The organism is Enterobacter sp. BWH52 (assembly GCF_001037565.1).
GTDB classification, from domain to species: domain Bacteria; phylum Pseudomonadota; class Gammaproteobacteria; order Enterobacterales; family Enterobacteriaceae; genus Enterobacter; species Enterobacter hormaechei_C.
Window position 1 is genome coordinate 1,212,038 of sequence record NZ_KQ089854.1, and the last position, 24,408, is coordinate 1,236,445.

The window sequence follows — 24,408 nt, forward strand, 5'->3', positions numbered from 1 at the left end:
TTTCTTCCGGGACGTTTTAAGGGTTGTCACTACGTCCGGCTTATAAGATCATATGCCGTTATACGTTGTTTACGCTTTGAGGAATCCACGATGAGTGAGGCAGAAGCCCGCCCGAGTAACTTTATTCGTCAGATCATCGATGAAGATCTGGCCAGTGGTAAGCACACCACAGTCCACACGCGTTTCCCGCCGGAGCCAAATGGCTACCTGCACATTGGTCACGCCAAATCGATCTGCCTGAACTTTGGTATTGCGCAAGATTACCAGGGGCAGTGCAACCTGCGTTTCGATGACACCAACCCAGTAAAAGAAGACATCGAATACGTTGAGTCGATAAAAAACGACGTGCAATGGCTGGGCTTCAACTGGTCTGGCGATATCTGCTACTCCTCAGACTATTTCGATCAGCTGTATGCCTACGCGGTTGAACTGATTAACAAAGGTCTGGCATACGTCGACGAATTGTCAGCTGACGAAATCCGTGAATACCGCGGTACGCTGACTCAGCCTGGTAAAAACAGCCCGTTCCGCGATCGTAGCGTGGAAGAGAACCTGGCGCTGTTTGAAAAAATGCGTGCCGGTGGCTTCGAAGAAGGTAAAGCGTGTCTGCGTGCCAAAATCGATATGGCGTCTCCGTTCATCGTGATGCGCGATCCGGTGCTGTACCGCATTAAGTTCGCTGAACACCACCAGACCGGTAACAAGTGGTGCATCTACCCGATGTACGACTTCACCCACTGCATCAGCGATGCGCTGGAAGGCATTACGCACTCTCTGTGCACGCTGGAATTCCAGGACAACCGTCGTCTGTACGACTGGGTGCTGGATAACATCACCATTCCTGTGCATCCGCGTCAGTACGAGTTCTCTCGTCTGAACCTGGAATACACCGTGATGTCCAAGCGTAAGCTGAACCTGCTGGTCACCGACAAGCACGTTGAAGGCTGGGACGACCCGCGTATGCCGACCATCTCTGGCCTGCGTCGTCGTGGCTACACCTCGGCGTCCATTCGTGAGTTCTGCAAACGTATTGGCGTCACCAAGCAGGACAACACCATCGAAATGGCGTCTCTGGAATCCTGCATTCGTGAAGACCTGAACGAAAACGCGCCGCGCGCGATGGCAGTGATCGATCCAGTGAAACTGGTTATCGAAAACTATCCGCAGGGCGGAAGCGAACAGGTCTCGATGCCTAACCATCCGAACAAACCGGAAATGGGCACCCGCGACGTGCCGTTCAGCGGTGAAATCTGGATCGATCGCGCCGACTTCCGCGAAGAAGCGAACAAGCAGTACAAGCGTCTGGTGCTGGGCAAAGAAGTGCGTCTGCGTAACGCCTATGTGATCAAAGCAGAGCGAGTAGAGAAAGATGCGGAAGGTAACATCACGACCATCTTCTGTACGTACGACGCAGAGACGCTGAGTAAAGATCCGGCGGATGGTCGTAAAGTAAAAGGTGTAATCCACTGGGTGAGCGCGCAGCATGCGCTGCCGGTTGAGATCCGGCTCTACGATCGTCTGTTCAGCGTGCCTAATCCAGGCGCTGCGGAGGACTTCCTGGCGGTTATCAACCCTGAGTCGCTGATTATCAAGCAGGGGTATGCCGAGCCGTCTCTGAAAGCCGCTGAAGCCGGTAAAGCGTTCCAGTTTGAACGTGAGGGTTACTTCTGCCTGGACAGCCGTTACAGCACGGCAGAAAAACCGGTATTTAACCGTACCGTCGGTCTGCGTGATACCTGGACTAAGATCGGCGAATAATAACGCTGCTCTGGTCAATGAGAAACAAACGCCGCGTAATGCGGCGTTTTTTTATTTAACGATCATGTCGTTAAGCATCGGGATAATCATTTAAACCCAACATTCCAGGTCAATGTGGTGCTACTTATTTTATTTAAAAAAAGTTTGTTGTTTTCCAAAAACAGAAACACTGAAAAATATATTCACAATATCAATGTTACTTACTGAAAATTAGCGCATTCCCCCGCCAGTACTCGCTTCCCGGTAAATGTTACAAAGCACTACGAAATATGTGCTCTTCGTCATAATCCTGACTTTTGCCTGATTAAAAGCATTGATAATTCGCGTCGCGAAAAATAACCTAAAGACGGTAGTTAATTCGAGGGTATTTCTGACTACCCCTGACCACTTGGTCTTTTCTGTTTTTCGCCGTTTAAGGCGTTTTAATTCGTCAAAGAGGAATAATCTATGCGTACGTTCAGTGGCAAACGTAGTGCGCTGGCGCTGGCTATCGCCGGTGTGACAGCAATGTCGGGCCTGGTGGTTGCGCCAGAGGCAAAAGCAGCAGGTTTCATCGAAGATTCCACCCTCACGGGCGGTATTTATTACTGGCAGCGTGAGCGTGACCGTAAAGACGTCACTGAAGATAAATACAAAACCAACCTTTCTCACTCGACCTGGAACGCCAACCTTGATTTCCAGTCGGGATATGCCGCCGATATGTTCGGGATCGATATTGCAGCGTTCACCGCAATTGAAATGGCCGAAAATGGCGACAGCGGCCATCCGAACGAAATTGCGTTCTCCTCCAGCAATAAAGCCTACGACGAAGACTGGTCCGGCGATAAAAGCGGAATCAGCCTGTATAAAGCGGCTGCAAAATTCAAATATGGTCCGGTCTGGGCGCGCGGAGGTTATATCCAGCCAACCGGTCAGACGCTGTTAGCGCCGCACTGGAGCTTTATGCCAGGCACCTATCAGGGGGCGGAAGCCGGTGCTAATTTTGACTACGGCGATGCGGGGGCGTTGAGCTTCTCCTATATGTGGACCAACGAGTACAAAGCGCCGTGGCACATTGAGATGGACAAGTTCTATCAGAACGATAAAAAAACCAAAGTTGATTATCTCCACTCGCTGGGAGCGAAGTACGACTTTAAAAACGATCTGGTGCTGGAAGCTGCATTTGGTCAGGCTGAAGGCTATATCGATCAGTACTTTGCTAAAGCCAGCTACAAATTTGATATCGCGGGTAGCCCGCTGAGCACCAGCTATCAGTTCTACGGTACGCGCGACAAGGTCAGTGATGGCAGCGTAAATGATATCTATGACGGCACCGCGTGGTTACAGGCGCTGACCTTCGGCTACAAGGTAGGTCAGGTTGATTTGCGTCTGGAGGGAACATGGGTCAAGGCAGAAGGGCAGCAGGGCTACTTCCTGCAACGTATGACCCCAACCTACGCCTCTTCCAATGGTCGTCTGGATATCTGGTGGGATAACCGCTCTGACTTCAACGCCGACGGCGAAAAGGCAGTTTTCTTCGGCGCAATGTATGACCTGAAGAACTGGAACCTGCCTGGCTGGGCTGTGGGCGCGTCCCACGCTTACGCCTGGGATGCGAAGCCAGCGGATATGGCTACGCCAGACGCCTACTACGATCCAAACTACCGTCTGAAAGAGTCTTCATACAGCCTGGATGCGATTTACACCCTTCAGGAGGGCCGTGCGAAAGGCACGATGTTCAAACTGCACTTCACCCAGTATGACAACCACTCCGATATCCCGAGCTACGCGGGCGGCTACGGCAACATCTTCCAGGATGAACGTGACGTGAAATTCATGGTCATTGCGCCATTTACCATCTTCTGATGAACACGCTGGCGGGCGAGATCCCGCCAGCATGGAGACTGCATATGATGAAAAAAATGGTAATCGTTGCGCTGCTGGCATCGGGGCTGGTGGCGTGTGCGCATGATCAGGCGCAGAAAGAAGACTCCCGTCTGAAGGAGGCGTATAGCGCCTGTATTAATACTGCCGAAGGATCGCCGGAGAAAATTGAAGCCTGTCAGAGCGTGCTGAATGTGCTGAAAAAAGAGAAAGCGCATGTGCAGTTTGCGACGCAGGAAAATGTTCGCGTGATGGATTACCAGGCCTGTATCCAGGCGCGGAAAACCGGTAACGATCAGGAAGTGGCGAAGCGTTGCGATAAGATCTGGAACGAGATACGCAATAACAATAAATAAGTTGCTTTACGCCCGGTGGCGCAGCGTCACCGGGCTTTTTTCAGGCAAAAAAAAGCCAACCTCACGGCTGGCTCAGAGTATGAACACTCACTTATTTTGCGTCGTGCGCATGTTCATTTTCGCGGCAATCACCTTCAGCACAGTGACCGTACAGGTACAGGCTGTGGTTGGTCAGGCGGATGCCATGACGGGCGGCGATTTCACGCTGGCGCGATTCAATGGAATCATCGCTAAATTCAATGACCTTGCCACAATCGAGGCAGATCAGGTGATCGTGGTGGTGCTGCTGAGTCAGCTCGAACACGGATTTACCGCCTTCGAAATTATGACGAGTAACAATGCCCGCGTCATCAAACTGGTTCAGCACACGATAGACGGTTGCCAGCCCAATCTCTTCACCCATATCGATAAGACGCTTATAAAGGTCTTCCGCACTGACATGGTGATTGTCTGGCCCCTGAAGCACTTCAAGGATTTTTAACCGAGGAAGCGTTACTTTCAGGCCAGCTTTCTTTAATGCGGTATTGTTGTCAGTCATGCGGAATCTGTCCTGTTGCTAAACGATTCACTTCAAAAGAAGAAGTGACAGAAAATGCACTTGGGATAATGCGTCTCATTATAGAACTGCCATGGCTAAATGAAAACTGCAAGTCTCAAGCAAAGTATGCTTATAAAAACGTGGTATCACCAACAAACTTGTTCGATGGCACCCACTTTTTACCAGGGGGATATTGTACAGGTCTGGGCGAAAAAGTTAAAAGTTTGTAGCAATTAATTTAATCGGTTTTACCTGGAAAACGGGCGCAACCGGAGTTGCGCCGCAGGGATATCAGGCGTTAAGGATATCGTCCAGGTTCAGCTCTTCACGAACCTGCTTAACCCATTTTTCTACACGCTCAGCGGTCAGCTCTGGCTGACGGTCTTCATCAATGGCCAGGCCAACGAAGTGATCGTCATCTGCCAGACCTTTGGAAGCTTCGAAATGGTAACCCGCCGTTGGCCAGTGACCGACGATCGCCGCACCGCGTGGCTCAATGATGTCGCGAATAGTGCCCAGCGCATCACAGAAATACTCAGCATAGTCTTCCTGATCGCCACAGCCAAACAGGGCAACCAGCTTGCCGTTGAAGTCTACTTCTTCCAGCGTCGGGAAGAAATCGTCCCAGTCACACTGTGCTTCACCGTAGTACCAGGTGGGGATGCCCAGCAGCAGGATGTCATAGCCCTCGAGATCTTCTTTGCTGCTCTTGGCGATGTCATGCACATCAGCAACGTCTTTACCGAGCTGTTTTTGAATGTTTTTTGCGATATTTTCAGTATTGCCGGTATCACTGCCAAAGAAAATGCCGATGATTGCCATGAGTAAAATAACCTCTTGAAACTTAATGGTATGGTGGCGCAAATTGTCCACGGATAAGGGCAATAATAGCAGAACAGGCAACCCTGCGGAAACAGCTATCACGCAGGACTGCACTCTGTGCTACATGAAAAAGGTAATATTGGGGATTTTCTGACTCACGCCTTGCCGCGTAACGTCTCAAGCTGGGCGATCAGCATCTCTTCGATCAGTTCGCTGCGGCTGATGTTGCGCGCGTCAGCTAACTCGTTAAGCGCATCGACGGCATCGGCATTCAGCTTCAGTTCGACACGCTTAAGCCCACGATTTTTATCGCGTTTAAGCTGGTTGCGTTTATTGATACGCAGCTGTTCATCGCGCGAAAGCGGATTCGTTTTCGGTCGTCCCGGTCGACGCTCATTCGCGAACAGATCTAGTGTCGTACGGTCCGTTTGTTCTTTGGCCATGATTCTGAGACTTCGGGGGAAACACGCCGCCCTGCTAATGTCCGGGCGATAAGCGCGCCATCATACATCACCCAAATCCACACGCCAACGACTGGAAGCCCGTCGTCTTCCGGTCGCTGGCTTTTTAATCAATTCGCTGTATCAGTAAGATAGCGGCGAATGGCGCGCAGGACGGCATCCGGTTTTTCCGCGTGGACCCAGTGCCCGGCACCCGCAATGACGTGAGCGCGAGCCTGCGGGAATTGCGCCAGCAGCGCGTCACGGTACGCGTCAGTGACGTAAGGGGAGTTGCCGCCGCGAATAAAAAGGGTAGGGTGCGGCCAGGCGGGGACGGCTTCCCAGCCCACAATATGCGAATACTGATCCCACAGCACCGGGACGTTAAAGCGCCATTGCCCGTCAACAAACGATTTCAGCAGGAACTGGACCACGCCTTCTTCATCAAGATGCTCGCGCATAACGGCAGCCGCCTGTTGGCGGGTTGCGACACCCGCTTCGGTGACCGCATTGATGGCGGCAAAAATCTCATCGTGACGGCGAACGTCGTAATTGACGGGCGCAACGTCGATGACCACCAGCCCGGAAATTCGCTCAGGTGCCAGCGCAGTGAGCGCCATCACCGCTTTACCGCCCATTGAATGCCCGATAAGCGTCGCTTTCTGAATATTATTCGCATCGAGGGTGTCCCGCAGATCCTGCGCCATGGCTGCGTATGTCATCTCCTCCGAGCGCCCTGAAAGACCGTGATTGCGCATATCAACCTGGAGGATCTCGTGATCGGTCACTAAATCGCGCGCCAGCACACCCAGATTATCCAGGCTACCAAACAGGCCGTGAACCAGTACGATGGGAGAATTATTGTTCGGCGATTGTGCAGTTTGCGCTCGGGTATTCAATTTCATGGCAAAGTTCTTTTTTTAGGTTTGTCAGGTTAGGGTATCATGTTGACCATTCTGCCGCCCGGGGGCAAGGATCCAGTTTAATCTGACTTTTGCCGCCAACCTGGTTTGACGCTATCCGCTGTTGGGATTTGACCTTATAATCTCAACGACTTGTATTCAGATAAGATATCGCACTGGATTAAGATGAAAACAATCGAAGTTGATGACGAACTCTATCAGTATATTGCCAGCCAGACGCGGCATATTGGGGAGAGCGCGTCCGACATTTTACGGCGCATGCTTAAAATTTCCGCCGCCTCACAGCCCACTCCTGTCACTAAAGATGTCGTGTCTCAGCCGAGCGTTGTTGCACAAGTAAAACCTGCCGTCATGCCGGCAAAGGACAAAGTGCGCGCGATGCGCGAGCTGCTGCTGTCCGATGAATATGCCGAGCAGAAAAAGGCCGTTAACCGCTTTATGCTGGTGCTGTCTACACTTTACTCACTGGATAACAACGCATTTGCAGAAGCGACAGAGTCGCTGCACGGTCGCACGCGCGTTTATTTCGCAGGCGACGAGCAGACCTTGCTGCAAAATGGCAACCAAACCAAACCCAAACACGTTCCCGGTACGCCATACTGGGTGATCACCAATACCAATACGGGCCGCAAGTGCAGCATGATCGAACATATCATGCAGTCCATGCAGTTCCCGGCGGAATTGATCGAAAAGGTTTGCGGTACAATTTAACCCTTGCATCAGAAGGACCAGGCAATGGCAAATCACAGCCGTGCAGGACAACCTGCGCAACAACGCGATTTGATTAACGTCGCTCAACTGACCGCGCAGTACTACGTGCTGAAACCGGTGGTGGGCAACGCAGAACACGCAGTGAAGTTTGGTACATCTGGCCACCGCGGCAGCGCGGCGCGCCACAGCTTTAACGAACCGCACATTCTGGCCATTGCTCAGGCCATCGCGGAAGAGCGCGCCAAAAATGGCGTCACCGGTCCGTGCTATGTAGGGAAAGATACCCACGCCCTGTCTGAACCTGCTTTTATCTCCGTGCTGGAAGTGCTGGCGGCGAACGGCGTAGACGTGATTGTTCAGGAGAACAACGGTTTCACGCCAACGCCTGCGGTGTCTAACGCTATTCTGGTACACAACAAAAAAGGTGGCGCGCAGGCTGACGGCATTGTGATCACCCCGTCCCACAACCCACCGGAAGATGGCGGCATCAAGTACAACCCACCAAACGGTGGCCCGGCGGATACCAACGTCACGAAAGTGGTGGAAGATCGCGCCAACGCGTTACTGGCTAACGGTCTGAGCGGCGTGAAGCGTATCTCACTGGATGAAGCCATGGCCTCCGGCCATGTGAAAGAGCAGGATCTGGTTCAGCCGTTCGTGGAAGGGCTGGCGGATATCGTCGATATGGCCGCTATCCAGAAAGCCGGTCTGAAGCTGGGCGTGGATCCACTGGGCGGCTCCGGTATTGAATACTGGAAACGCATTGCCGAGCACTACAAGCTGGATCTGACCATCGTGAACGATCACGTCGATCAGACCTTCCGCTTTATGCACCTGGACAAAGACGGCGCGATCCGTATGGACTGCTCCTCCGAATGCGCAATGGCTGGCCTGCTGGCGCTGCGCGACAAGTTCGATCTGGCGTTTGCTAACGACCCGGACTACGACCGTCACGGTATCGTCACCCCGGCTGGGCTGATGAACCCGAACCACTACCTGGCTGTGGCCATTAATTATCTCTTCCAGCACCGTCCGCAGTGGGGCAAAGAGGTCGCGGTGGGTAAAACGCTGGTCTCTTCCGCCATGATTGACCGTGTGGTCGATGCGCTGGGCCGCAAGCTGGTGGAAGTGCCGGTGGGCTTCAAGTGGTTTGTTGACGGTCTGCACGACGGCAGCTTCGGCTTTGGCGGTGAAGAGAGCGCGGGGGCATCCTTCCTGCGCTTCGACGGCACCCCATGGTCAACCGATAAAGACGGCATCATCATGTGCCTGCTGGCGGCGGAAATCACCGCGGTCACCGGTAAGAACCCGCAGGAACATTACAACGAGCTGGCGGAACGTTTTGGTGCGCCAAGCTATAACCGTATCCAGGCTGGCGCCACGTCTGCGCAAAAAGCAGCTCTGTCAAAACTCTCTCCGGAGATGGTCAGCGCCAGCACCCTGGCAGGTGACCCGATCACCGCGCGTCTGACGGCGGCACCGGGTAACGGCGCATCCATCGGCGGCCTGAAGGTGATGACCGAAAACGGCTGGTTCGCCGCGCGTCCATCCGGTACGGAAGATGCGTACAAAATCTATTGCGAAAGCTTCCTCGGCGCTGAGCATCGTCAGCAGATTGAGAAAGAAGCGGTAGAGATTGTCAGCGAAGTGCTGAAAAACGCGTAAGTGGTGTTTGGTGCGGGCTGATGCCCTCACCCCGGCCCTCTCGCACGGGGAGAGGGAGAAAACACTAAAAACGGCAACCTCAGGGTTGCCGTTTTGCTTTTACCTAACTGTGCTTGTTCTTCAATTCAAATCTCGGCGACACCAGACCGTACAGCGTCCAGCCCATAAAGGTCACCATCGCACCATACAGCATCGCTTCCTGGCCGGAGGAATAGAGCGCATAGAAGCTGTAAATTGCGCCAATCAGCGCCACAATATTGGCCGCACGGGCTTTGCGCGGATCAACCTTCGCCACCTTCTGAATAATCACCAGCGCCGCCATCGACAAAATGTACGGAATGATGTTCGTCACCACCGCCAGGTTGACCAGCACGTTAAACTGGCTGTTCAGTGACGGGCTGATGGTCATCAGCGACAAACCACTCTGGAAGATGACAATCGCCAGCATCCCTTGCACTGGCGCATCCGCTTTGGTCACGCGGGAGAAGATTTTCGGGAAATAGCCTTCGTCAGCCGAGGATTTAAACACCTGAGCGATGGTGAACTGCCAGCCCAGCAGCGAGCCGCAGCAGGACATCACCATCAGTCCCATGATCACTTTCCCTACCTCCGGCGTAAACATCTGCGCAAACGCCAGCCCGAACGGCGCCGTGGAGTTGGCCAGATCCATGTTGGGCACAATTCCCGCAATCACGTTGGTCGAGACGATATAGATCACCGCCGCCCCCAGCGTCCCGCCGAGTACCGCGATCGGCACATTTTTCTCCGGGTTTTCCACCACTTCCGCATTCGCACAGGCTGACTCCAGCCCGAGGAAGGCCCATAGCGTCATGGCGATGGACGATCCCACGGCAGTGAAGAACGGTACGTGATGCGGATTCCAGGAGTTGGCGTACAGGGTCGGGCTGAACCAGAACCAGCCGATGATGCACAGGCCGACAACCGGGATGATCACGCCCCAGACGGTAATGCTGCTAAGTTGTCCGGTGATGCGCGCGCCGCCAAAGTTGGCGACGGTACAGATCCACAGCACGCCGATGGTTGCCAGCCCAATCTGCACCGGGGTCAGCGTCGCCCCAAACAGCTCCGTGCCGTAACCGACAGCGGAAATGGCAATCGCCACGTTGGCGATCAGCAGCGACACGCCGTAGGTATAGTTCGCCATAAAGTTACCGGACTTACCGAACGCATATTCGGCATAGCCACCCATCCCGCCGGACTTGCGGCTGAACATTCCGCACTTGGCAAAGGCCCATGCCAGCGCCATCGAACCCACGGCGGTAACAAGCCAGGAGATAATCGAAATCGTCCCCACTTCAGCGAGCTTGGTGGGCAGCATGATGATCCCCGAACCCATCATATTCACCATGGTGAGAATAGTGAGTTGCACCACGCCCATCTTGTTGGCCTTACTCATAATTTTTCTCCTTTCAGCAGCGATGGCTGAGCGGCAGGTTGTTTGATGACGTAGCAGCGCACCTGTTTGCGACCGTCACACTCCTCGACGTAAACCCCCTGTAACTCCGGCGCAAAGCCCGGCAGCAGATTGATCCCGTCTTCCAGCGCGGCGAAGTAGCGCAGCACGGAACCGCCCCAGACTTCCCCCGGAACCACGCACAACACCCCCGGTGGGTAAGGCAGCGCGCCTTCCGCGGCGATACGGCCTTCCGCGTCGCGCAGGGACACCAGCTCGACCTCACCGCGCAGATAGGCATAGTTCGCCTCCTGCGGGTTCATCATGACGCGCGGGAAGTGAGACCTGCGGAACATCTCTTTTTGCAGCTGCTTCACGTTATGGCGGGCATAGAGGTCGTGCATCTCCTGACAAATCTGACGCAGGGTATAATCCGCATAACGTTCCGGATGTTGCTTATAAAGAGAGGGCAGAACCTCTTTCAGCGGCACATCGCTCTGGAGCAGTTTTTCGAAGCGCACCAGTTGGGCGACGAGCTGCTGCAATTTGCCCATGTCCTCCGCCGGGGTGAGCAGGAAGAGAATGGAGTTGAGGTCGCATTTTTCAGGCACGATGCCGTTTTCACGCAGGAAGTTGGCGAGGATGGTGGCGGGCACGCCGAAATCATCGTACTCGCCGGTGCGGGCGTTGATGCCTGGCGTGGTCAGCAGCAGTTTGCAGGGATCGATAAAATACTGATGCTCGGCATATCCCTCAAAGGCGTGCCAGCGTTCGCCCGGAACAAAATGGAAGAAGCGCAGATCGGTTGCAATCTCTGCCGTATCCCAGCTTTCCCATGGACGGCCATCCACCGTCTCTGGCACGAACGGACGAATAAACTGACAGTTCTGAAGGATCAGTTTCCGTGCTTCGATACCGGTCACCACGCAGTCCATCCACATGTTGCGCCCACTTTGCCCCTCGTGCATGCGGGCGTTGATATCCAGGGCGGCAAACAGCGGATAGAACGGGCTGGTGGAGGCGTGCATCATAAAGGCGTTGTTGAGGCGCTTATGCGGGACATAGCGCGCCTGGCCTTTTATATGGCTGTCCTTCTTATGGATTTGCGAGGTTTGCGAGAAGCCCGCCTGCTGCTTATGCACCGACTGGGTAACCAGAATGCCCGGATCGTTTTCGTTCAGCTCCAGCAGCAGCGGCGAGCAGTCGGCCATCATCGGGATAAACTGCTCGTAACCCACCCAGGCGGAGTCAAACAGAATGTAATCGCACAGGTGACCAATCTTATCCACCACCTGACGGGCGTTATAAATGGTACCGTCGTAGGTGCCCAGCTGGATCACCGCCAGACGGAACGGACGTTCATCCCGCGCGCGACCAGGCGCGACCTCTGACACCAGTTCCCGCAGGTAACTCTCGTCGAAACAGTGTGCGTCAATACCGCCGATAAACCCGTACGGGTTGCGCGCCGTTTCCAGATACACCGGCGTCGCGCCTGCCTGTAACAGTGCTCCGTGGTGATTAGATTTATGGTTATTGCGATCGAACAGCACCAGATCGCCTGGCGTGAGGAGGGCATTGAGCACCACTTTGTTGGAAGAGGAGGTGCCGTTCAGCACGAAGTAGGTTTTATCCGCATTAAAGACTTTTGCCGCATGCTGTTGGGCGATGCATGGCGCGCCTTCATGGATCAGCAGATCGCCCATTGCCACGTCGGCATTGCACAGATCGGCGCGGAAAAGCGTTTCGCCAAAGAAATCGACAAACTGGTTTCCGGCCGGATGGCGGCGGAAGAACTGGCCTCCCTGATGTCCGGGGCAGTCAAACGCACTGTTCCCCTGCTGGACGTAATCGACCAGCGCGCGGAAGAACGGCGGGCGGAGCTGGGTTTCGTACTTCTGCGCAGCCGCTTCAAGCTGGCGTCCGTAGTACGCATTGCTGGTGTCGGAGTACTCAAAAACGCCGTGAATACGCGACAGAAATTCAGCCGGAACCCTTTCTTCTTTATGCGTGGCAATAAACACCGGAATACCGAATCCCGTGGCTTCTATTTCTTCTATGGCGCCATTGAAAATATCGCTGACGGCCAGAACCACGGCTGCCACATCAATATAATCCGATGCGGTGATATCCACAATGTCGCGCGAAGTGGTAAAGCATTCAGGGCAGGCACGGCTGACGGCAATTTTTAACGTTTTCATCTTTATCTCTTTATTTCAGGCAATATGGGGCCCTCGACTTCTTGCGGTAAAGAAATCGATTATTTCCGGAAAAAAAAAGCAAAGCGTGTCCGCTGATACGAAATCAGTTAATTGCTTTTTTGCTGAGTAGAATTCAGTCCGCCCGGTTGCGGAGAATCTGAATCACAAGGAATGAGCGCAGGTGTTCACAGGCAACAGCCTGTAAAATAGCGTGTTTCAGGATAACCTGTAAGCAGATGCGCCAGAAGTCGAAGGACTACCGGGCGTTAAAGAGATGAAAGTCAAAACAGTTTCGGTGGGCAAACATCATGATATGTGTTGTCCGCCTTATATGGGGCATTAAACGATTATTGTTTTCCATGTTCAATTTCCTTTCAGTAATTGAAAGCATGGTCATTTTATCCAGGAAAAAGGGATTAACTGTGAAACAGATCACCAATAACCGATCATTTCAGAAATAATTAGTCGTTTTGAGTGAATAACGCAGATCAAAATGCTGTTTTGTTGGTTCGGTGTTAAATTGATGTTTTAATTGTGTTTAAAGAGGGCGAATATAGCCGTGAAAATAATCTCATCGTTATTTTCATGGCTATATTCAGGCTGGTAAGTTTTTATTTAAAATGAAGGTGAATACTTATTCAGATCATAAACCGATATCCGATACCGGTTTCTGTTAATAAATGACGAGGACGCGCGGGATCGGCTTCAAGCTTCTGGCGAAGGTGTCCCATATAAATGCGTAAATAGTGACTATGCTCGACAGCATTCGGCCCCCAGACCTGGCTTAACAGCTGTCGCTGCGTTAACACTTTACCATGGTTATTGAGCAGCACGGCCAGCAGACGAAACTCAATAGGCGTAAGGTGGATCTCTTCTTCTCCTCTTACGATGCGGCGTGCAGCAAGATCGACGCGGATATCGCCAAAGGCGTACACCGGGTCGGAAGGGGAGGTGGCACTGTGTCGACGCAGCGCCACACGAAGCCGGGCCTGTAACTCGCCAATGCCAAACGGTTTGATCAGATAATCATCCGCTCCGGCATCCAGCGCGGCGATTTTATCCGTCTCTTCGGTGCGGGCAGAGAGCACCAGAATAGGCATCTGGCTCCACTGACGCACCTCACGAATAAAATCGATGCCGTCGCCATCCGGAAGTCCCAGATCCAGGATCACCAGATCTGGCTTGCGGGTCGCGGCTTCAATCAACCCTCGTTGAAGCGTTCCGGCTTCATGAACGCGCAAACCGTCGCCTTCCAGCGCGGTACGCAGAAATCGGCTGATAGCGAGCTCATCTTCAACAATCAGAACGTTAATCACAAATCCTCTGGTAATTCATCAAGTTCTGGTGGGCTTTCCAGAGGAAGTGTAACACAAAAGCGTGCCCCACCTTCCGGGCGGTTCTCTGCGGAAATGGTGCCGCCATGCACGTCGACAATCGCCTGGCAGATCGCCAGCCCCAGCCCAACGCCAGGAATGGCGGATTCCTTATTACCGCGCGCAAATTTTTCGAATATGGCGCGCTCCTGACCGGCCGGAATACCCGGCCCGTTATCCCAGACGTCGAGCCGCAGCACACGTTTATCCACCCTGGCAGAAATCCCCAGCCGGGCCTTTGCCCCGGCGTATTTAGCGGCATTTTCCAGAAGATTAATCAGCACGCGCTCAAACAGCGGGCCATCCACATGGATTAACGTCAGGGGTTCCGGCATGTCCAGCTCAATATGGCGCCCGCCGAGACCCGGCTCCAGCATCTTCAGCGCACTGCCGACAACCTCCTCAAGGGTGAGCCACTCTTTTTTGAGGTTAAACCCGCCGGACTGAATGCGCGCCATGTCCAGCAGGTTGTTCACCAGGCGCGTGGTATTCAGCACGTGCTGGCGAATTTCGCTGGCCTGCATCGCGTGCTTTGATCCTTCCGCCGCCAGATCCAGCGTCAGAATTTCGGACTGGCCAAACAGCACGGTAAGCGGGGTGCGCAAATCGTGAGACAGCGCTGCCAGCAGCGAGTTGCGAATACTTTCGCGCTCGCTTGCCAGCCGCGCCTGCTCTTCGCTGGCGGTGAGCGCCAGCCGTTCAAGGGCGCTGGCGACCAGCAGGGTGAAGGTTTCAAGCAGGCGCTGCTGCTCGGGGATCATCAGCTGACGCAGGTTAGACGGCTCGACGATGACCAGCCCGTGATTTTTATCCGCGCTGCGCAGCGGCAGGATCTGGTAAGGCACGCCGGGCAGCGTGTCGGTGCCGGCGCCGGCAGGTAACCCCTTATCGAAACTCCAGCGGGCAATCGCTTCATCCCAGGGCGTCATCCCCGAAGGGGAGGTCAGCGGGCGAAGGCGCCCCTGTTCGTCGGGGAGCAAAATCAGGTTGCTGGCATGAAAGGTCGAACGGATAAACTGCTCGCTGGTCTGCACGATATCCCGCTGCGTGCGGCCAACCGCCAGCGATTTTGACATTTCATACAGATGGCGCGTGCGCTGTTCGCGATAGCGGGCAATGCGTGCCTGGTAGCGCACGCCTGCCGTCAGATTCCCGATCACCAGCCCGACGGTAAGCATCACGGCAAAGGTCAGAATGTACTGCACGTCCGAGACAGCAAGCGTCCCGCGCGGAGCGATAAAGAAGAGATCGAAGCTGATGACGTTGATCACCGTTGCCAGCACCGACGGCCAGCGGCCATAAAAGAGCGCGACCACAACGACGCCCAGCAGATAAATCATGACCAGATTGGCGGCGTCGAAGGCGATGAGCCACTGGCTGGCAATCACCGTAATCAGGGCGCAGAGGACCACGGCCACCAGGCAGCCGCGGATCTGAATACGCCATTTATCGCCAAAGGTGCGAACGTCCGGCGTGCGGTTGGGCAGAGGGGCGGGCTTGTCTTCCAGCGCGACGATGACTAAATCAAGATCCGGCGCGCGGCGGGCCAGCCTGTCGGCAAAAGATTCGCGGCTAAACCAGCGGCGGTGCTGGCGACGTCCAATGACAATCTTGCCCAGGTTGTGCTCCCGCGCGTAGCGCAGAATGGCTTTATCTTCCTGCGGATCGGAAAGGGTTGCGGTTTCGGCGCCCAGCTCCTGCGCCAGCCGCAGCGCGCTCAAAATGGCGCGGCGCTGATTTTCCGGCAGGCCATGCAGCTGCGGCGTTTCGACGTAGACCGCGTGCCAGACGCTGCCAAACTTCGCTGCAAGCCGGGCGGCGGTGCGAACCAGTTTTTCGTTGCCGCTGCCGTGACCAATGCATAACAGAATGGCGTCCCGCGTGTGCCAGACGCGCTCTTGTCCCTGTAGGTCTCGCCAGGCGCGCATCTGGTCATCAACGCGATCGGCGGTGCGGCGCAGGGCCAGCTCGCGCAGGGCAATCAGGTTTCCTTTGCGGAAAAAATGTTCGATGGCGCGTTCGGCCTGGCCGGCAATATACACTTTGCCTTCATGCAGGCGCTGGCGCAGATCGTCCGGCGGCAGGTCAACCAGTACGACTTCATCGGCAGAATCAAAAAACGGATCGGGGACGGTTTCCCGCACCTGGATACCGGTTACGCCGCTCACCACGTCGTTCAGGCTTTCCAGATGCTGAACATTCACCGTGGTGAAGACGTCAATGCCTGCCTCAAGCAGCTCCTCAACATCCTGCCAGCGCTTCGGATGGCGGGAGCCTGGCGCATTGCTGTGCGCCAGTTCGTCCATCAGGATCAGGGCAGGGCGGCGGGCAAGGGCGGCATCAAGATCAAACTCCGTGACCAGCCGCCCGCGATGGCTGATACGCTGGGGCGGCTGCGTCGCCAGCCCCGTCAGCAGCGCAGCCGTCTCTTTGCGACCGTGGGTTTCCACCACGCCGATGAGAATATCAAGCCCTTGCGCCCGAAGCCGCTGGGCTTCCATCAGCATGGCGAAGGTTTTCCCGACACCCGCGCAGGCGCCGAAAAAAATTTTCAGCTTGCCACGGTGGGCTTCAGCCGTCTGTTCAAGCAGCCTGTCCGGATCCGGGCGCATGGGCTCGTCGGTCATTTAGTTCTTCCTTAGCGCATCCAGCGCCAGATTCAGCTCAACAATGTTCACTACCGGCATGCCGATGAAGCTGACCAGCGGCTTTTGCGTATGTTCTGCAACCAGCTGGCTCACCTGCTCGACGGTCAGCTGACGGGCGGCGGCCACGCGTGGGATCTGCCAGACCACCGCGTCCGGCGTCAGGCTGTAATCCAGCCCGCTCGCGGAGGCGGTGACCAGCTCAACCGGCACCTCACGGCTGGCCTGCGGATTCGCAGCGCGCAGGGCGGCAACGCGTTCAGCAATGGCTTTGTCCAGGTCAGGGTTACTGCCCGCCAGATTGCTGCCGCCGGAGGCCATTGGATTATACGGGCTTTCCGCAGTGGCGGAAGGGCGTCCCTGGAAGTAGCGTGGGTCCGTAAAGTTCTGCCCAATCAGACGCGAGCCGCGGTTTTCACCGTTCTGGATAATCAGCGAGCCGTTGGCCTGATCCTGAAACCACCACTGGCCCAGCGCGGTAGTCATCAGCGGGTAAAGCCCGCCGGTAATCAGAGACAGCAGAATAAACAACAGTATAGCGGGACGTAACATCGTCATTGGATCCACCTTTTAAACCAGCCCGAACAGCGTTAGCAACATGTCGATAACCTTGATCCCAATAAAGGGCACCACCAGCCCACCCAGACCGTAAATCCACAGGTTACGGCGCAGCATGGCGGCGGCCGTCAGCGGCTTATAGCTCACCCCTTTCAGCGCCAGCGGAATAAGAAAGACAATAATCAGCGCGTTGAAGATCACCGCGCTCAGAATGGCCGAGGCCGGAGAGTGCAGGTGCATCACGTTCAGGGCATTTAGCTGCGGGTAGGTTGCCGCAAACGCCGCCGGAATGATGGCGAAATACTTTGCCACGTCGTTGGCGATACTGAACGTGGTCAGCGAGCCGCGCGTCATCAGCATCTGCTTCCCGATGTGCACCACCTCGATCAGCTTGGTCGGGTTCGAGTCGAGATCCACCATGTTGCCCGCCTCTTTTGCCGCCTGGGTACCGGAGTTCATTGCCACCGCCACGTCGGCCTGCGCCAGCGCCGGGGCGTCGTTGGTGCCGTCGCCGGTCATCGCCACCAGACGACCTTCCGCCTGATACTGGCGAATGAGCGCCAGCTTCGCTTCCGGCGTCGCTTCGGAAAGGAAATCATCCACGCCCGCTTCGGCGGCAATGGCCGCCGCAGTCAGACGGTTATCCCCGGTGATCATCACCGTTTTAATGCCCATCTTACGCATCTGGGCGAAACGCTCTTTTATACCGCCTTTAACGATATCCTTCAGAGCGATCACCCCCAGAACGCTTGCACCTTCCGCCACCACCAGCGGGGTTGCCCCCTGACGCGCCACGCTTTCCACCAGATGGTCGACTTCCGGGGGGAAGTGTCCATTATTGGCTTCAATATGACGGCGAATGGCATCAACGGACCCTTTACGGATCATCCGGTCCTGAATGTTAATGCCGCTCATGCGGGTTTGCGCCGTGAAGGGAACGAACGTGGCGTGCAAGCTTTGTACGTCGCGCTGGCGCAGGTTAAAGCGCTGCTTGGCGAGGATCACGATACTGCGGCCTTCCGGCGTTTCATCAGCCAGCGAGGAAAGCTGCGCCGCGTCAGCCAGCGTTTTTTCATCCACGCCGGGAGCAGGTAAAAAGTCAGAGGCCTGACGATTGCCCAGGGTGATGGTCCCGGTTTTATCCAGCAGCAGAACGTCTACGTCCCCCGCCGCTTCAACGGCGCGTCCGCTGGTGGCGATGACGTTCGCGCCCAGCATCCGGCTCATCCCCGCCACGCCAATCGCGGAAAGCAGGCCACCAATAGTGGTGGGGATCAGACAGACCAGCAGGGCGATCAGTACGGTGATGCTGACCGCTGTACCGCCGTAGGCGGAGAAAGGCCACAGGGTCGCCGTTGCCAGCAGGAAGACAATGGTGAGCGCCACCAGCAGAATGGTCAGAGCGATCTCGTTCGGCGTTTTACGACGCTGCGCGCCTTCCACCATGGCGATCATCCGGTCGAGAAAGGTTTCGCCCGGGTTAACGCTGCACTGGATCACCAGCCAGTCGGAAAGAATGCGCGTTCCGCCGGTAACTGAGGCGAAATCTCCGCCCGACTCACGGATCACCGGTGCGGATTCCCCGGTAATGGCGCTTTCGTCTACCGACGCGCCGCCCTCAATCACTTCCCCGTCGCAGGGGATGATGTCGCCGGCTTCCACCAGCACCACGTCACCTTTACGCAGTTCATCCGCCGGTACGTGGTCCATCTGCGCGCCGTATTTAGGTTCGCGTAATTTGCGCGCAAAGGCGGTTTTTTTGACCCCTTTCAGACTGTTGGCCTGCGCTTTACTGCGGCCTTCCGCCAGCGCTTCGGCGAAGTTGGCGAACAGCACGGTAAACCACAGCCACAGGCTGATGGCGCCGGTAAAGGTTGCATTCCCCAAAAGGTGTCCCGTTCCCATGGCAATCGCCAGTACGGTGGTGAGTAAACTTCCAGTCCAGACAATAAACATCACCGGGTTGTGCCACTGGACGCGCGGGCTCAGTTTTTTTACCGCATCCATGAGGGCCTGACGAACTAAGGTCGGTTCGAGCAGGGCCAGTTGTTTACGACTCATGAAAAATTCTCCGCAAAATCAGCGTAAAGAGAGATATTCCGCAACCGGGCCTAACGCGAGGGCGGGGATAAAGGTCAGGGCACCTACCAGCAGAACGGTGCCAATCAGCAGGCCGACGAACAGCGCGCCGTGAGTCGGTAACGTACCGGTGGTGGTCGGCTGGATCTTCTTATTCACCAGTGTTCCGGCGATCGCCATGACGGGAATAATCACGCCGAAACGACCGACGAACATGCAGAACGCCAGCAGACAGTTCCAGAACGGTGAGTTGGCGCTTAACCCTGCAAAGGCGCTGCCGTTGTTGTTTGCGGCAGACGAAACGGCGTAAAGCACTTCGCTAAAGCCGTGAATGCCCGGGTTAAAGATGCCGCTGCGCCCGGCGTCGGTCATCAGCGCCAGCGCGGTACCGAGCAGCACAAGGGCGGGGGTGACCAGGATCGCCAGCGCGGTTAATTTCATTTCGCGGACGTCGATTTTTTTGCCGAGATATTCCGGCGTGCGGCCGATCATCAGCCCGGCGATAAACACGGCGAGCAGGACGAACAACAGCATGCCGTACAGCCCCGAACCGACCCCACCGAAAACTACCTCGCCAATCTGCATCAGCCACATCGGGATCATGCCGCCGAGCGTGGTGAAAGAGTCATGCATGGCGTTCACCGCCCCGCAGGAGGCCGCCGTGGTGACCACCGCATAGAGGCTGCTGGCAAGAATGCCGAAGCGGCTCTCTTTGCCTTCCAGGTTGATATTGCTGTTAGCCCCCAGCTGCATGAAGTGGCTGTTGCCGTTCCATTCGGCCCACATCACCAGTGCTACGCAGACCACGAAGATTAACGACATGGCCCACAGCAGCGTACGACCCTGGCGGCGATCGTTAACTACATCGCCAAAGGCGAAGCAGAGCGCGGTGGGGATCAGGAAGATCGTCAGCATCTGTACAAAATTGGTTAACGCCGTTGGGTTTTCAAATGGATGCGATGAATTGGCGTTGAAGAAGCCGCCCCCATTGGTGCCCAGCATCTTGATTGCTTCCTGCGACGCCACCGGCCCCATTGGCAGGAGTTCCCTGGCCCCTTCAAGCGAGGTGAAAGGGGTATAAGGCAGCAGGTTTTGCAGAGTGCCTTGCTGAATAAAGAACAGGGCAATAATCAGCGCAACAGGCACCAGGATCCAAAGGGTGATGCGTGTGACATCAACCCAGGCGTTGCCGAGAGTGCTGACATTCTGACGGGCAAACGCGCGCGTCAGGGCGAAGATCACCGCGATACCGCTGGCCGCAGAAAGAAAGTTCTGCACGGTTAACCCGGCCATCTGGCTGAAGTAGCTGAGCGTGGTTTCACCGGCGTAAGACTGCCAGTTGGTGTTGGTGACAAAGCTGACCGCCGTGTTCAGCGCCAGATGCCAGGATAACCCCGGTAAATGCTGCGGGTTCAACGGCAGACTGCCCTGGAGTATTAGCAGCGTAAAGAGGGCAATAAGCCCCACGATATTCAGAAGCAGTATCGCCATCAGGTATTGGCGCCAGTTCATTTCCCGGTCGCTGATACCTGAAATGCGCCAGAGCACATTTTCAATATTTCGCGTGCCCGGCAATGGCACGTTGTTTATCAGCCGCGCCAGCGCTGTTCCCAGCGGCCTGGCGAGCACAAACAGTACCAGTAAAAAGCTGGCAATAAGCAAAAACGCCTGAGCAGCCATCAGAATGCCTCCGCATTAATCAGGGCATAAATCAGATAACCCAATAACAGGAACACCAGCACGATGCCGGCAATCAGACCTGCACTCACACTCCACCTCCGGGTGACTTTTGTTGTTGTACAAACGGTAGGATTTGTGGCGCAAAGATTTCGCAAAAATCAGAAGGGCAGGTGTAAAAAAAGTATAAAAAAGGGAAAAGCCACAATTTAACTATTGGTAAGTAAATCGTTAACTTTTTTGTAACTTAATTACAGGCATGAATGTAAATATTCACGAAATGGATGAAAATAAGTGGTCGGATGAGTAGTAAAATTACAAACAAAGCGGTATTATTTTAACCAGGTCACAGATTTCACATTTTCCGGAGACGGTTTCCGGCCAACTACAGGGGAGAAAAATATGGATCTTTATAAAGAGTTTCCGGCTCATATCATTTTCATGCGTCGCACTTTCGCCGTTGTGGCTGGCGTGCTGGCCCTGCCGGTGATGCTGTTCTGGAAAGATCGCGCACGTTTCTACAGTTACCTGCATCGCGTCTGGGCGAAAACCAGCGAGAAGCCGGTGTGGATGGATCAGGCCGAGAAAGCAACCTGCGATTTCTACTGATACGGTGTGACATCTTAGCCATAAAAAAACCGCCTACAGCAAAGTGGCGGTTTTTTTGTCCCTCGGGATTCGCGGTCCGTTGGGTAATCTTGCAGCCCCTACCCGGGATTTTTATCATACCCTTCTTTAAAAAGTTCGCAATCCACTTCACCTTTATAAATTCCTAATTTTACTGAAATAACTTACTTTTGGCGTTGGTGTTAATTATGATGCCACGTCCCTTTCCGCCATCTCGCAAATGGGCATCGGTCCTGGGAAAGATGTATCCATAGCCGTAAAGCAGCCCGCCTACCCGGGCTTGTGTCCACCGATTTATCACCGGTGGTGATAGGTGGAGCGGTTAGCAGCAGGGACCGCATAGTGAAACGCTATTTATGCATTGCGTTCATTGTCGCCAGCGCACTCGTTGTAAAGAGTGATAAACCGGATGTGTTTATTGCCTTTACCCCGATAGTGCAGGACAAGTAGCGTTAAGGCCGCCTCGGGCGGCCTTTTTTATTTCATCCCGTCTACACTTCATGGCAAAGTAGTTCAATGCATGCCTTTTTCCTTTTACGGCATGCCCTTACGGACATAATGGACAATTGCCAGGAGTTTTATGCCCACCCATCTGGTTTGGTTTCGCGCGGATTTACGCATTCACGACAACTTCGCTCTCGCGGCGGCCTGCCGCGCTAAAGACGCGAATGTGCTGGCCCTGTTTATCGCCACGCCTGAACAGTGGCGGCAGCATGACATGGCGCCCCGGCAAGCGGCACTGCTCAGCGCGTATCTGAATGACCTGCAACATTCACTGGCCGAAAAAGGCATTCCGCTGATCTATAAAGAGGCCCATGATTTTGCCGCTCAGCGTCAGACGGTGCAGGCAATCTGCCAGCAGTACGCAGTAACGCATCTTTATTACAACTATCAGTATGAATTCAACGAGCAGCAGCGGGATCGTCAGCTGGAGAAATCCCTTGCGGGCGTGGTCTGTGAAGGCTTTGATGACAGCGTGATGCTCGCGCCTGGCAGCGTAATGACCGGCAGTCACGAGATGTATAAAGTTTTCACGCCGTTTAAAAATGCCTTTATCAAACGCCTGAAAGAGGGACTACCTGAGTGCGTTACCGCCCCGTCCGTGAGAGGGGAAACGATAACGGATCTGCCGGCGATCAGGCTGAATTATCCCCAGCAGTCGTTCGATGAAACAGTATTCCCCGCCAGCGAGAAAGCGGCTATCGCCCGGTTGCGTCAGTTCTGCGCGCAGGGGGCGGTTGAGTACGAGGCGCGTCGGGATTTTCCAGCGATTGAAGGCACCAGCCGCTTGTCGGCCTGTCTAGCGCTGGGCGCGCTCTCTCCGCGCCAGTGTTTACATCGCCTGCTGGCGGAACAGCCTCAGGCGTTAGACGGGGGGGCGGGCGCAGTGTGGCTGAACGAACTGATCTGGCGTGAGTTCTATCGACATCTGATGACGTATCATCCTGATTTGTGTAAACATCGGCCCTTTATTCGTTGGACCGAACAGGTACAGTGGCAGTCGAATGAGAAGCTGCTTAAGGCATGGCAGCATGGGCTTACCGGCTTCCCGATTGTTGATGCAGCTATGCGGCAGCTCAATGAAACCGGGTGGATGCATAACCGTCTGCGTATGATTACCGCCAGCTTCCTGGTGAAGGATCTGCTTATCGACTGGCGAACCGGAGAGCGTTATTTTATCTCTCAGCTGATCGATGGCGATCTGGCGGCGAATAACGGCGGCTGGCAGTGGGCGGCCTCCACCGGAACGGATGCGGCTCCCTATTTTCGGATCTTCAATCCGACCACGCAGGGACAACGATTTGACGCCGACGGCGAGTTTATCCGCCGCTGGCTGCCTGAGCTTAAGGATGTCCCGGCCAAAGCCATTCATGAACCCTGGGTATGGGCGGATAAACAGCGTGTTACCCTGAACTATCCCCGTCCCATTGTCGACCATAAACAGGCGCGCGTCGCCACGCTGGCGGCGTACGAAGCCGCCCGAAAAGTTTGAGAGAATGATGATGAAAAACAGTGAACTGGAACGCCTGATTAACGAAAAACTCAACACGGCTTCGTTTAGCGACTACGGCCCGAATGGCTTGCAGGTGGAGGGGCGCGAGACGGTGCAAAAAATTATCACCGGCGTGACGGCAAGCCAGGCGCTGCTGGATGAGGCGGTGCGTCAGGAAGCCGATGCGGTGATTGTCCACCACGGTTATTTCTGGAAAAACGAATCACCGATTATTCGCGGCATGAAGCGCAACCGACTCAAAACGCTGCTGGCGAATGACATCAACCTGTACGGCTATCACCTGCCGCTCGATGCGCATCCTGAGCTGGGGAACAACGTTCAGCTTGCGCAGCTGCTGGGGATTACCGTGATGGGTGAAATTGAACCCCTGGTGCCGTGGGGCGAACTGTCGATGCCGGTTCCGGGTCTGGAGCTGGCCTCGTGGATCGAAGCGCGCCTGGGGCGTCGTCCGCTGTGGTGCGGCGACACCGGGCCGGATACCGTGAAGCGCGTGGCATGGTGCACCGGCGGCGGCCAGGGCTTTATTGACAGCGCGGCGCGTTTTGGTGTCGATGCCTTCATTACCGGCGAAGTCTCCGAGCAGACTATCCACTCAGCCCGTGAACAAGGCCTGCATTTTTACGCGGCGGGCCATCACGCCACCGAGCGTGGCGGCATCCGCGCCCTCAGCGAGTGGCTGACGGAAAATACCGATCTGGATGTGACGTTTATTGATATCCCTAATCCGGCCTGATGAGAGGTAGTTAA

Annotated in this window: 21 protein-coding genes and 1 pseudogene; 8 read left to right on the forward strand and 14 right to left on the reverse strand. The window is 55.2% G+C overall.

All coding sequences use genetic code 11. The annotated features are described in order from the left end of the window. Nucleotides 1-90 precede the first annotated feature (90 nt). Nucleotides 91-1,758, forward strand: a complete 1,668-nt coding sequence (gene glnS / locus SK47_RS05680) for a glutamine--tRNA ligase (protein ID WP_023315634.1) — start codon at nucleotides 91-93, stop codon at nucleotides 1,756-1,758. 252 nt (nucleotides 1,759-2,010) lie between these two features. Here glnS and SK47_RS24445 read toward each other — a convergent pair. After that, nucleotides 2,011-2,079, reverse strand: a pseudogene (locus tag SK47_RS24445) (hypothetical protein); the annotation flags it as partial. Between the two features lie 126 nt (nucleotides 2,080-2,205). Between SK47_RS24445 and chiP the strand changes: the two are divergent. Together chiP and chiQ are read left to right on the forward strand one after the other, a co-directional pair. Further along, on the forward strand, nucleotides 2,206-3,603 hold the full coding sequence (gene chiP / locus SK47_RS05685) for a chitoporin ChiP (protein WP_048243623.1): 1,398 nt from the start codon (nucleotides 2,206-2,208) through the stop codon (nucleotides 3,601-3,603). A gap of 47 nt (nucleotides 3,604-3,650) precedes the next feature. Continuing rightward, entirely contained in the window at nucleotides 3,651-3,977 is a 327-nt protein-coding gene (chiQ, locus tag SK47_RS05690; RefSeq protein ID WP_048245037.1) for a ChiQ/YbfN family lipoprotein, read from the forward strand. A gap of 91 nt (nucleotides 3,978-4,068) precedes the next feature. Here chiQ and fur read toward each other — a convergent pair whose 3' ends face one another. The 4 genes from fur to ybfF form a co-directional block, all read right to left on the reverse strand. Further along, nucleotides 4,069-4,515, reverse strand: coding sequence for a ferric iron uptake transcriptional regulator (fur, locus tag SK47_RS05695; protein WP_003858655.1), 447 nt, complete (start codon nucleotides 4,513-4,515; stop codon nucleotides 4,069-4,071). A 291-nt stretch (nucleotides 4,516-4,806) separates the two neighbouring features. Beyond that, the gene (gene fldA / locus SK47_RS05700; protein WP_003858653.1) at nucleotides 4,807-5,337 is read right to left on the reverse strand and encodes a flavodoxin FldA; all 531 of its coding nucleotides are present in this window, start codon (nucleotides 5,335-5,337) and stop codon (nucleotides 4,807-4,809) included. Between the two features lie 155 nt (nucleotides 5,338-5,492). Further along, nucleotides 5,493-5,780, reverse strand: a complete 288-nt coding sequence (ybfE, locus tag SK47_RS05705; RefSeq protein ID WP_003858652.1) for a LexA regulated protein — start codon at nucleotides 5,778-5,780, stop codon at nucleotides 5,493-5,495. Nucleotides 5,781-5,908: 128 nt separating this feature from the next. Continuing rightward, nucleotides 5,909-6,682 carry an esterase gene (ybfF, locus tag SK47_RS05710; protein WP_003858651.1) on the reverse strand — a complete coding sequence of 258 codons (774 nt, stop codon included), beginning with the start codon at nucleotides 6,680-6,682 and terminating at the stop codon, nucleotides 5,909-5,911. 183 nt (nucleotides 6,683-6,865) lie between these two features. On the opposite strand from ybfF, the gene seqA reads away from it, so the two are divergent. Both seqA and pgm read left to right on the forward strand, forming a co-directional pair. Beyond that, nucleotides 6,866-7,411, forward strand: coding sequence for a replication initiation negative regulator SeqA (gene seqA / locus SK47_RS05715; RefSeq protein ID WP_003858650.1), 546 nt, complete (start codon nucleotides 6,866-6,868; stop codon nucleotides 7,409-7,411). Nucleotides 7,412-7,435: 24 nt separating this feature from the next. Continuing rightward, nucleotides 7,436-9,076 carry a phosphoglucomutase (alpha-D-glucose-1,6-bisphosphate-dependent) gene (gene pgm / locus SK47_RS05720; protein WP_023315638.1) on the forward strand — a complete coding sequence of 547 codons (1,641 nt, stop codon included), beginning with the start codon at nucleotides 7,436-7,438 and terminating at the stop codon, nucleotides 9,074-9,076. A 103-nt stretch (nucleotides 9,077-9,179) separates the two neighbouring features. On the opposite strand, the gene potE is transcribed toward pgm, so the two are convergent. The 9 genes from potE to kdpF form a co-directional block, all read right to left on the reverse strand. Further along, nucleotides 9,180-10,493 (reverse strand): putrescine-ornithine antiporter, encoded by a 1,314-nt coding sequence (potE, locus tag SK47_RS05725; RefSeq protein ID WP_003858648.1) that lies wholly within the window; start codon nucleotides 10,491-10,493, stop codon nucleotides 9,180-9,182. Further along, complete coding sequence (speF, locus tag SK47_RS05730; protein WP_022650609.1) at nucleotides 10,490-12,688, reverse strand: ornithine decarboxylase SpeF; 2,199 nt, start codon at nucleotides 12,686-12,688, stop codon at nucleotides 10,490-10,492. Before speF ends, potE begins: the two co-directional genes overlap by 4 nt. Before the next feature lie 256 nt (nucleotides 12,689-12,944). Beyond that, nucleotides 12,945-13,049 (reverse strand): leader peptide SpeFL, encoded by a 105-nt coding sequence (speFL, locus tag SK47_RS22940; RefSeq protein WP_003858645.1) that lies wholly within the window; start codon nucleotides 13,047-13,049, stop codon nucleotides 12,945-12,947. Nucleotides 13,050-13,326: 277 nt separating this feature from the next. Continuing rightward, complete coding sequence (kdpE, locus tag SK47_RS05735) at nucleotides 13,327-14,004, reverse strand: two-component system response regulator KdpE (protein WP_003858643.1); 678 nt, start codon at nucleotides 14,002-14,004, stop codon at nucleotides 13,327-13,329. Then, complete coding sequence (kdpD, locus tag SK47_RS05740) at nucleotides 14,001-16,688, reverse strand: two-component system sensor histidine kinase KdpD (protein ID WP_048243625.1); 2,688 nt, start codon at nucleotides 16,686-16,688, stop codon at nucleotides 14,001-14,003. The genes kdpE and kdpD overlap by 4 nt, the downstream gene beginning before the upstream one ends. Beyond that, nucleotides 16,689-17,264 carry a potassium-transporting ATPase subunit KdpC gene (gene kdpC, locus SK47_RS05745; protein WP_003858641.1) on the reverse strand — a complete coding sequence of 192 codons (576 nt, stop codon included), beginning with the start codon at nucleotides 17,262-17,264 and terminating at the stop codon, nucleotides 16,689-16,691. It abuts the gene before it with no gap. A gap of 12 nt (nucleotides 17,265-17,276) precedes the next feature. After that, complete coding sequence (kdpB, locus tag SK47_RS05750; protein ID WP_022650611.1) at nucleotides 17,277-19,325, reverse strand: potassium-transporting ATPase subunit KdpB; 2,049 nt, start codon at nucleotides 19,323-19,325, stop codon at nucleotides 17,277-17,279. Between the two features lie 18 nt (nucleotides 19,326-19,343). After that, complete coding sequence (gene kdpA, locus SK47_RS05755; RefSeq protein WP_048243626.1) at nucleotides 19,344-21,023, reverse strand: potassium-transporting ATPase subunit KdpA; 1,680 nt, start codon at nucleotides 21,021-21,023, stop codon at nucleotides 19,344-19,346. Further along, nucleotides 21,023-21,112 (reverse strand): K(+)-transporting ATPase subunit F, encoded by a 90-nt coding sequence (gene kdpF, locus SK47_RS23645; protein ID WP_003858638.1) that lies wholly within the window; start codon nucleotides 21,110-21,112, stop codon nucleotides 21,023-21,025. Before kdpF ends, kdpA begins: the two co-directional genes overlap by 1 nt. A gap of 310 nt (nucleotides 21,113-21,422) precedes the next feature. Between kdpF and SK47_RS05765 the strand changes: the two genes are divergently transcribed. From SK47_RS05765 to SK47_RS05775, 3 genes are all read left to right on the forward strand, one after another. Next, the gene (locus SK47_RS05765; RefSeq protein WP_003858637.1) at nucleotides 21,423-21,629 is read left to right on the forward strand and encodes a YbfA family protein; all 207 of its coding nucleotides are present in this window, start codon (nucleotides 21,423-21,425) and stop codon (nucleotides 21,627-21,629) included. A 598-nt stretch (nucleotides 21,630-22,227) separates the two neighbouring features. Then, nucleotides 22,228-23,640, forward strand: coding sequence for a deoxyribodipyrimidine photo-lyase (gene phrB / locus SK47_RS05770; protein WP_022650613.1), 1,413 nt, complete (start codon nucleotides 22,228-22,230; stop codon nucleotides 23,638-23,640). Between the two features lie 10 nt (nucleotides 23,641-23,650). Then, on the forward strand, nucleotides 23,651-24,394 hold the full coding sequence (locus tag SK47_RS05775) for a type 2 GTP cyclohydrolase I (protein WP_003858635.1): 744 nt from the start codon (nucleotides 23,651-23,653) through the stop codon (nucleotides 24,392-24,394). Nucleotides 24,395-24,408 lie beyond the last annotated feature (14 nt).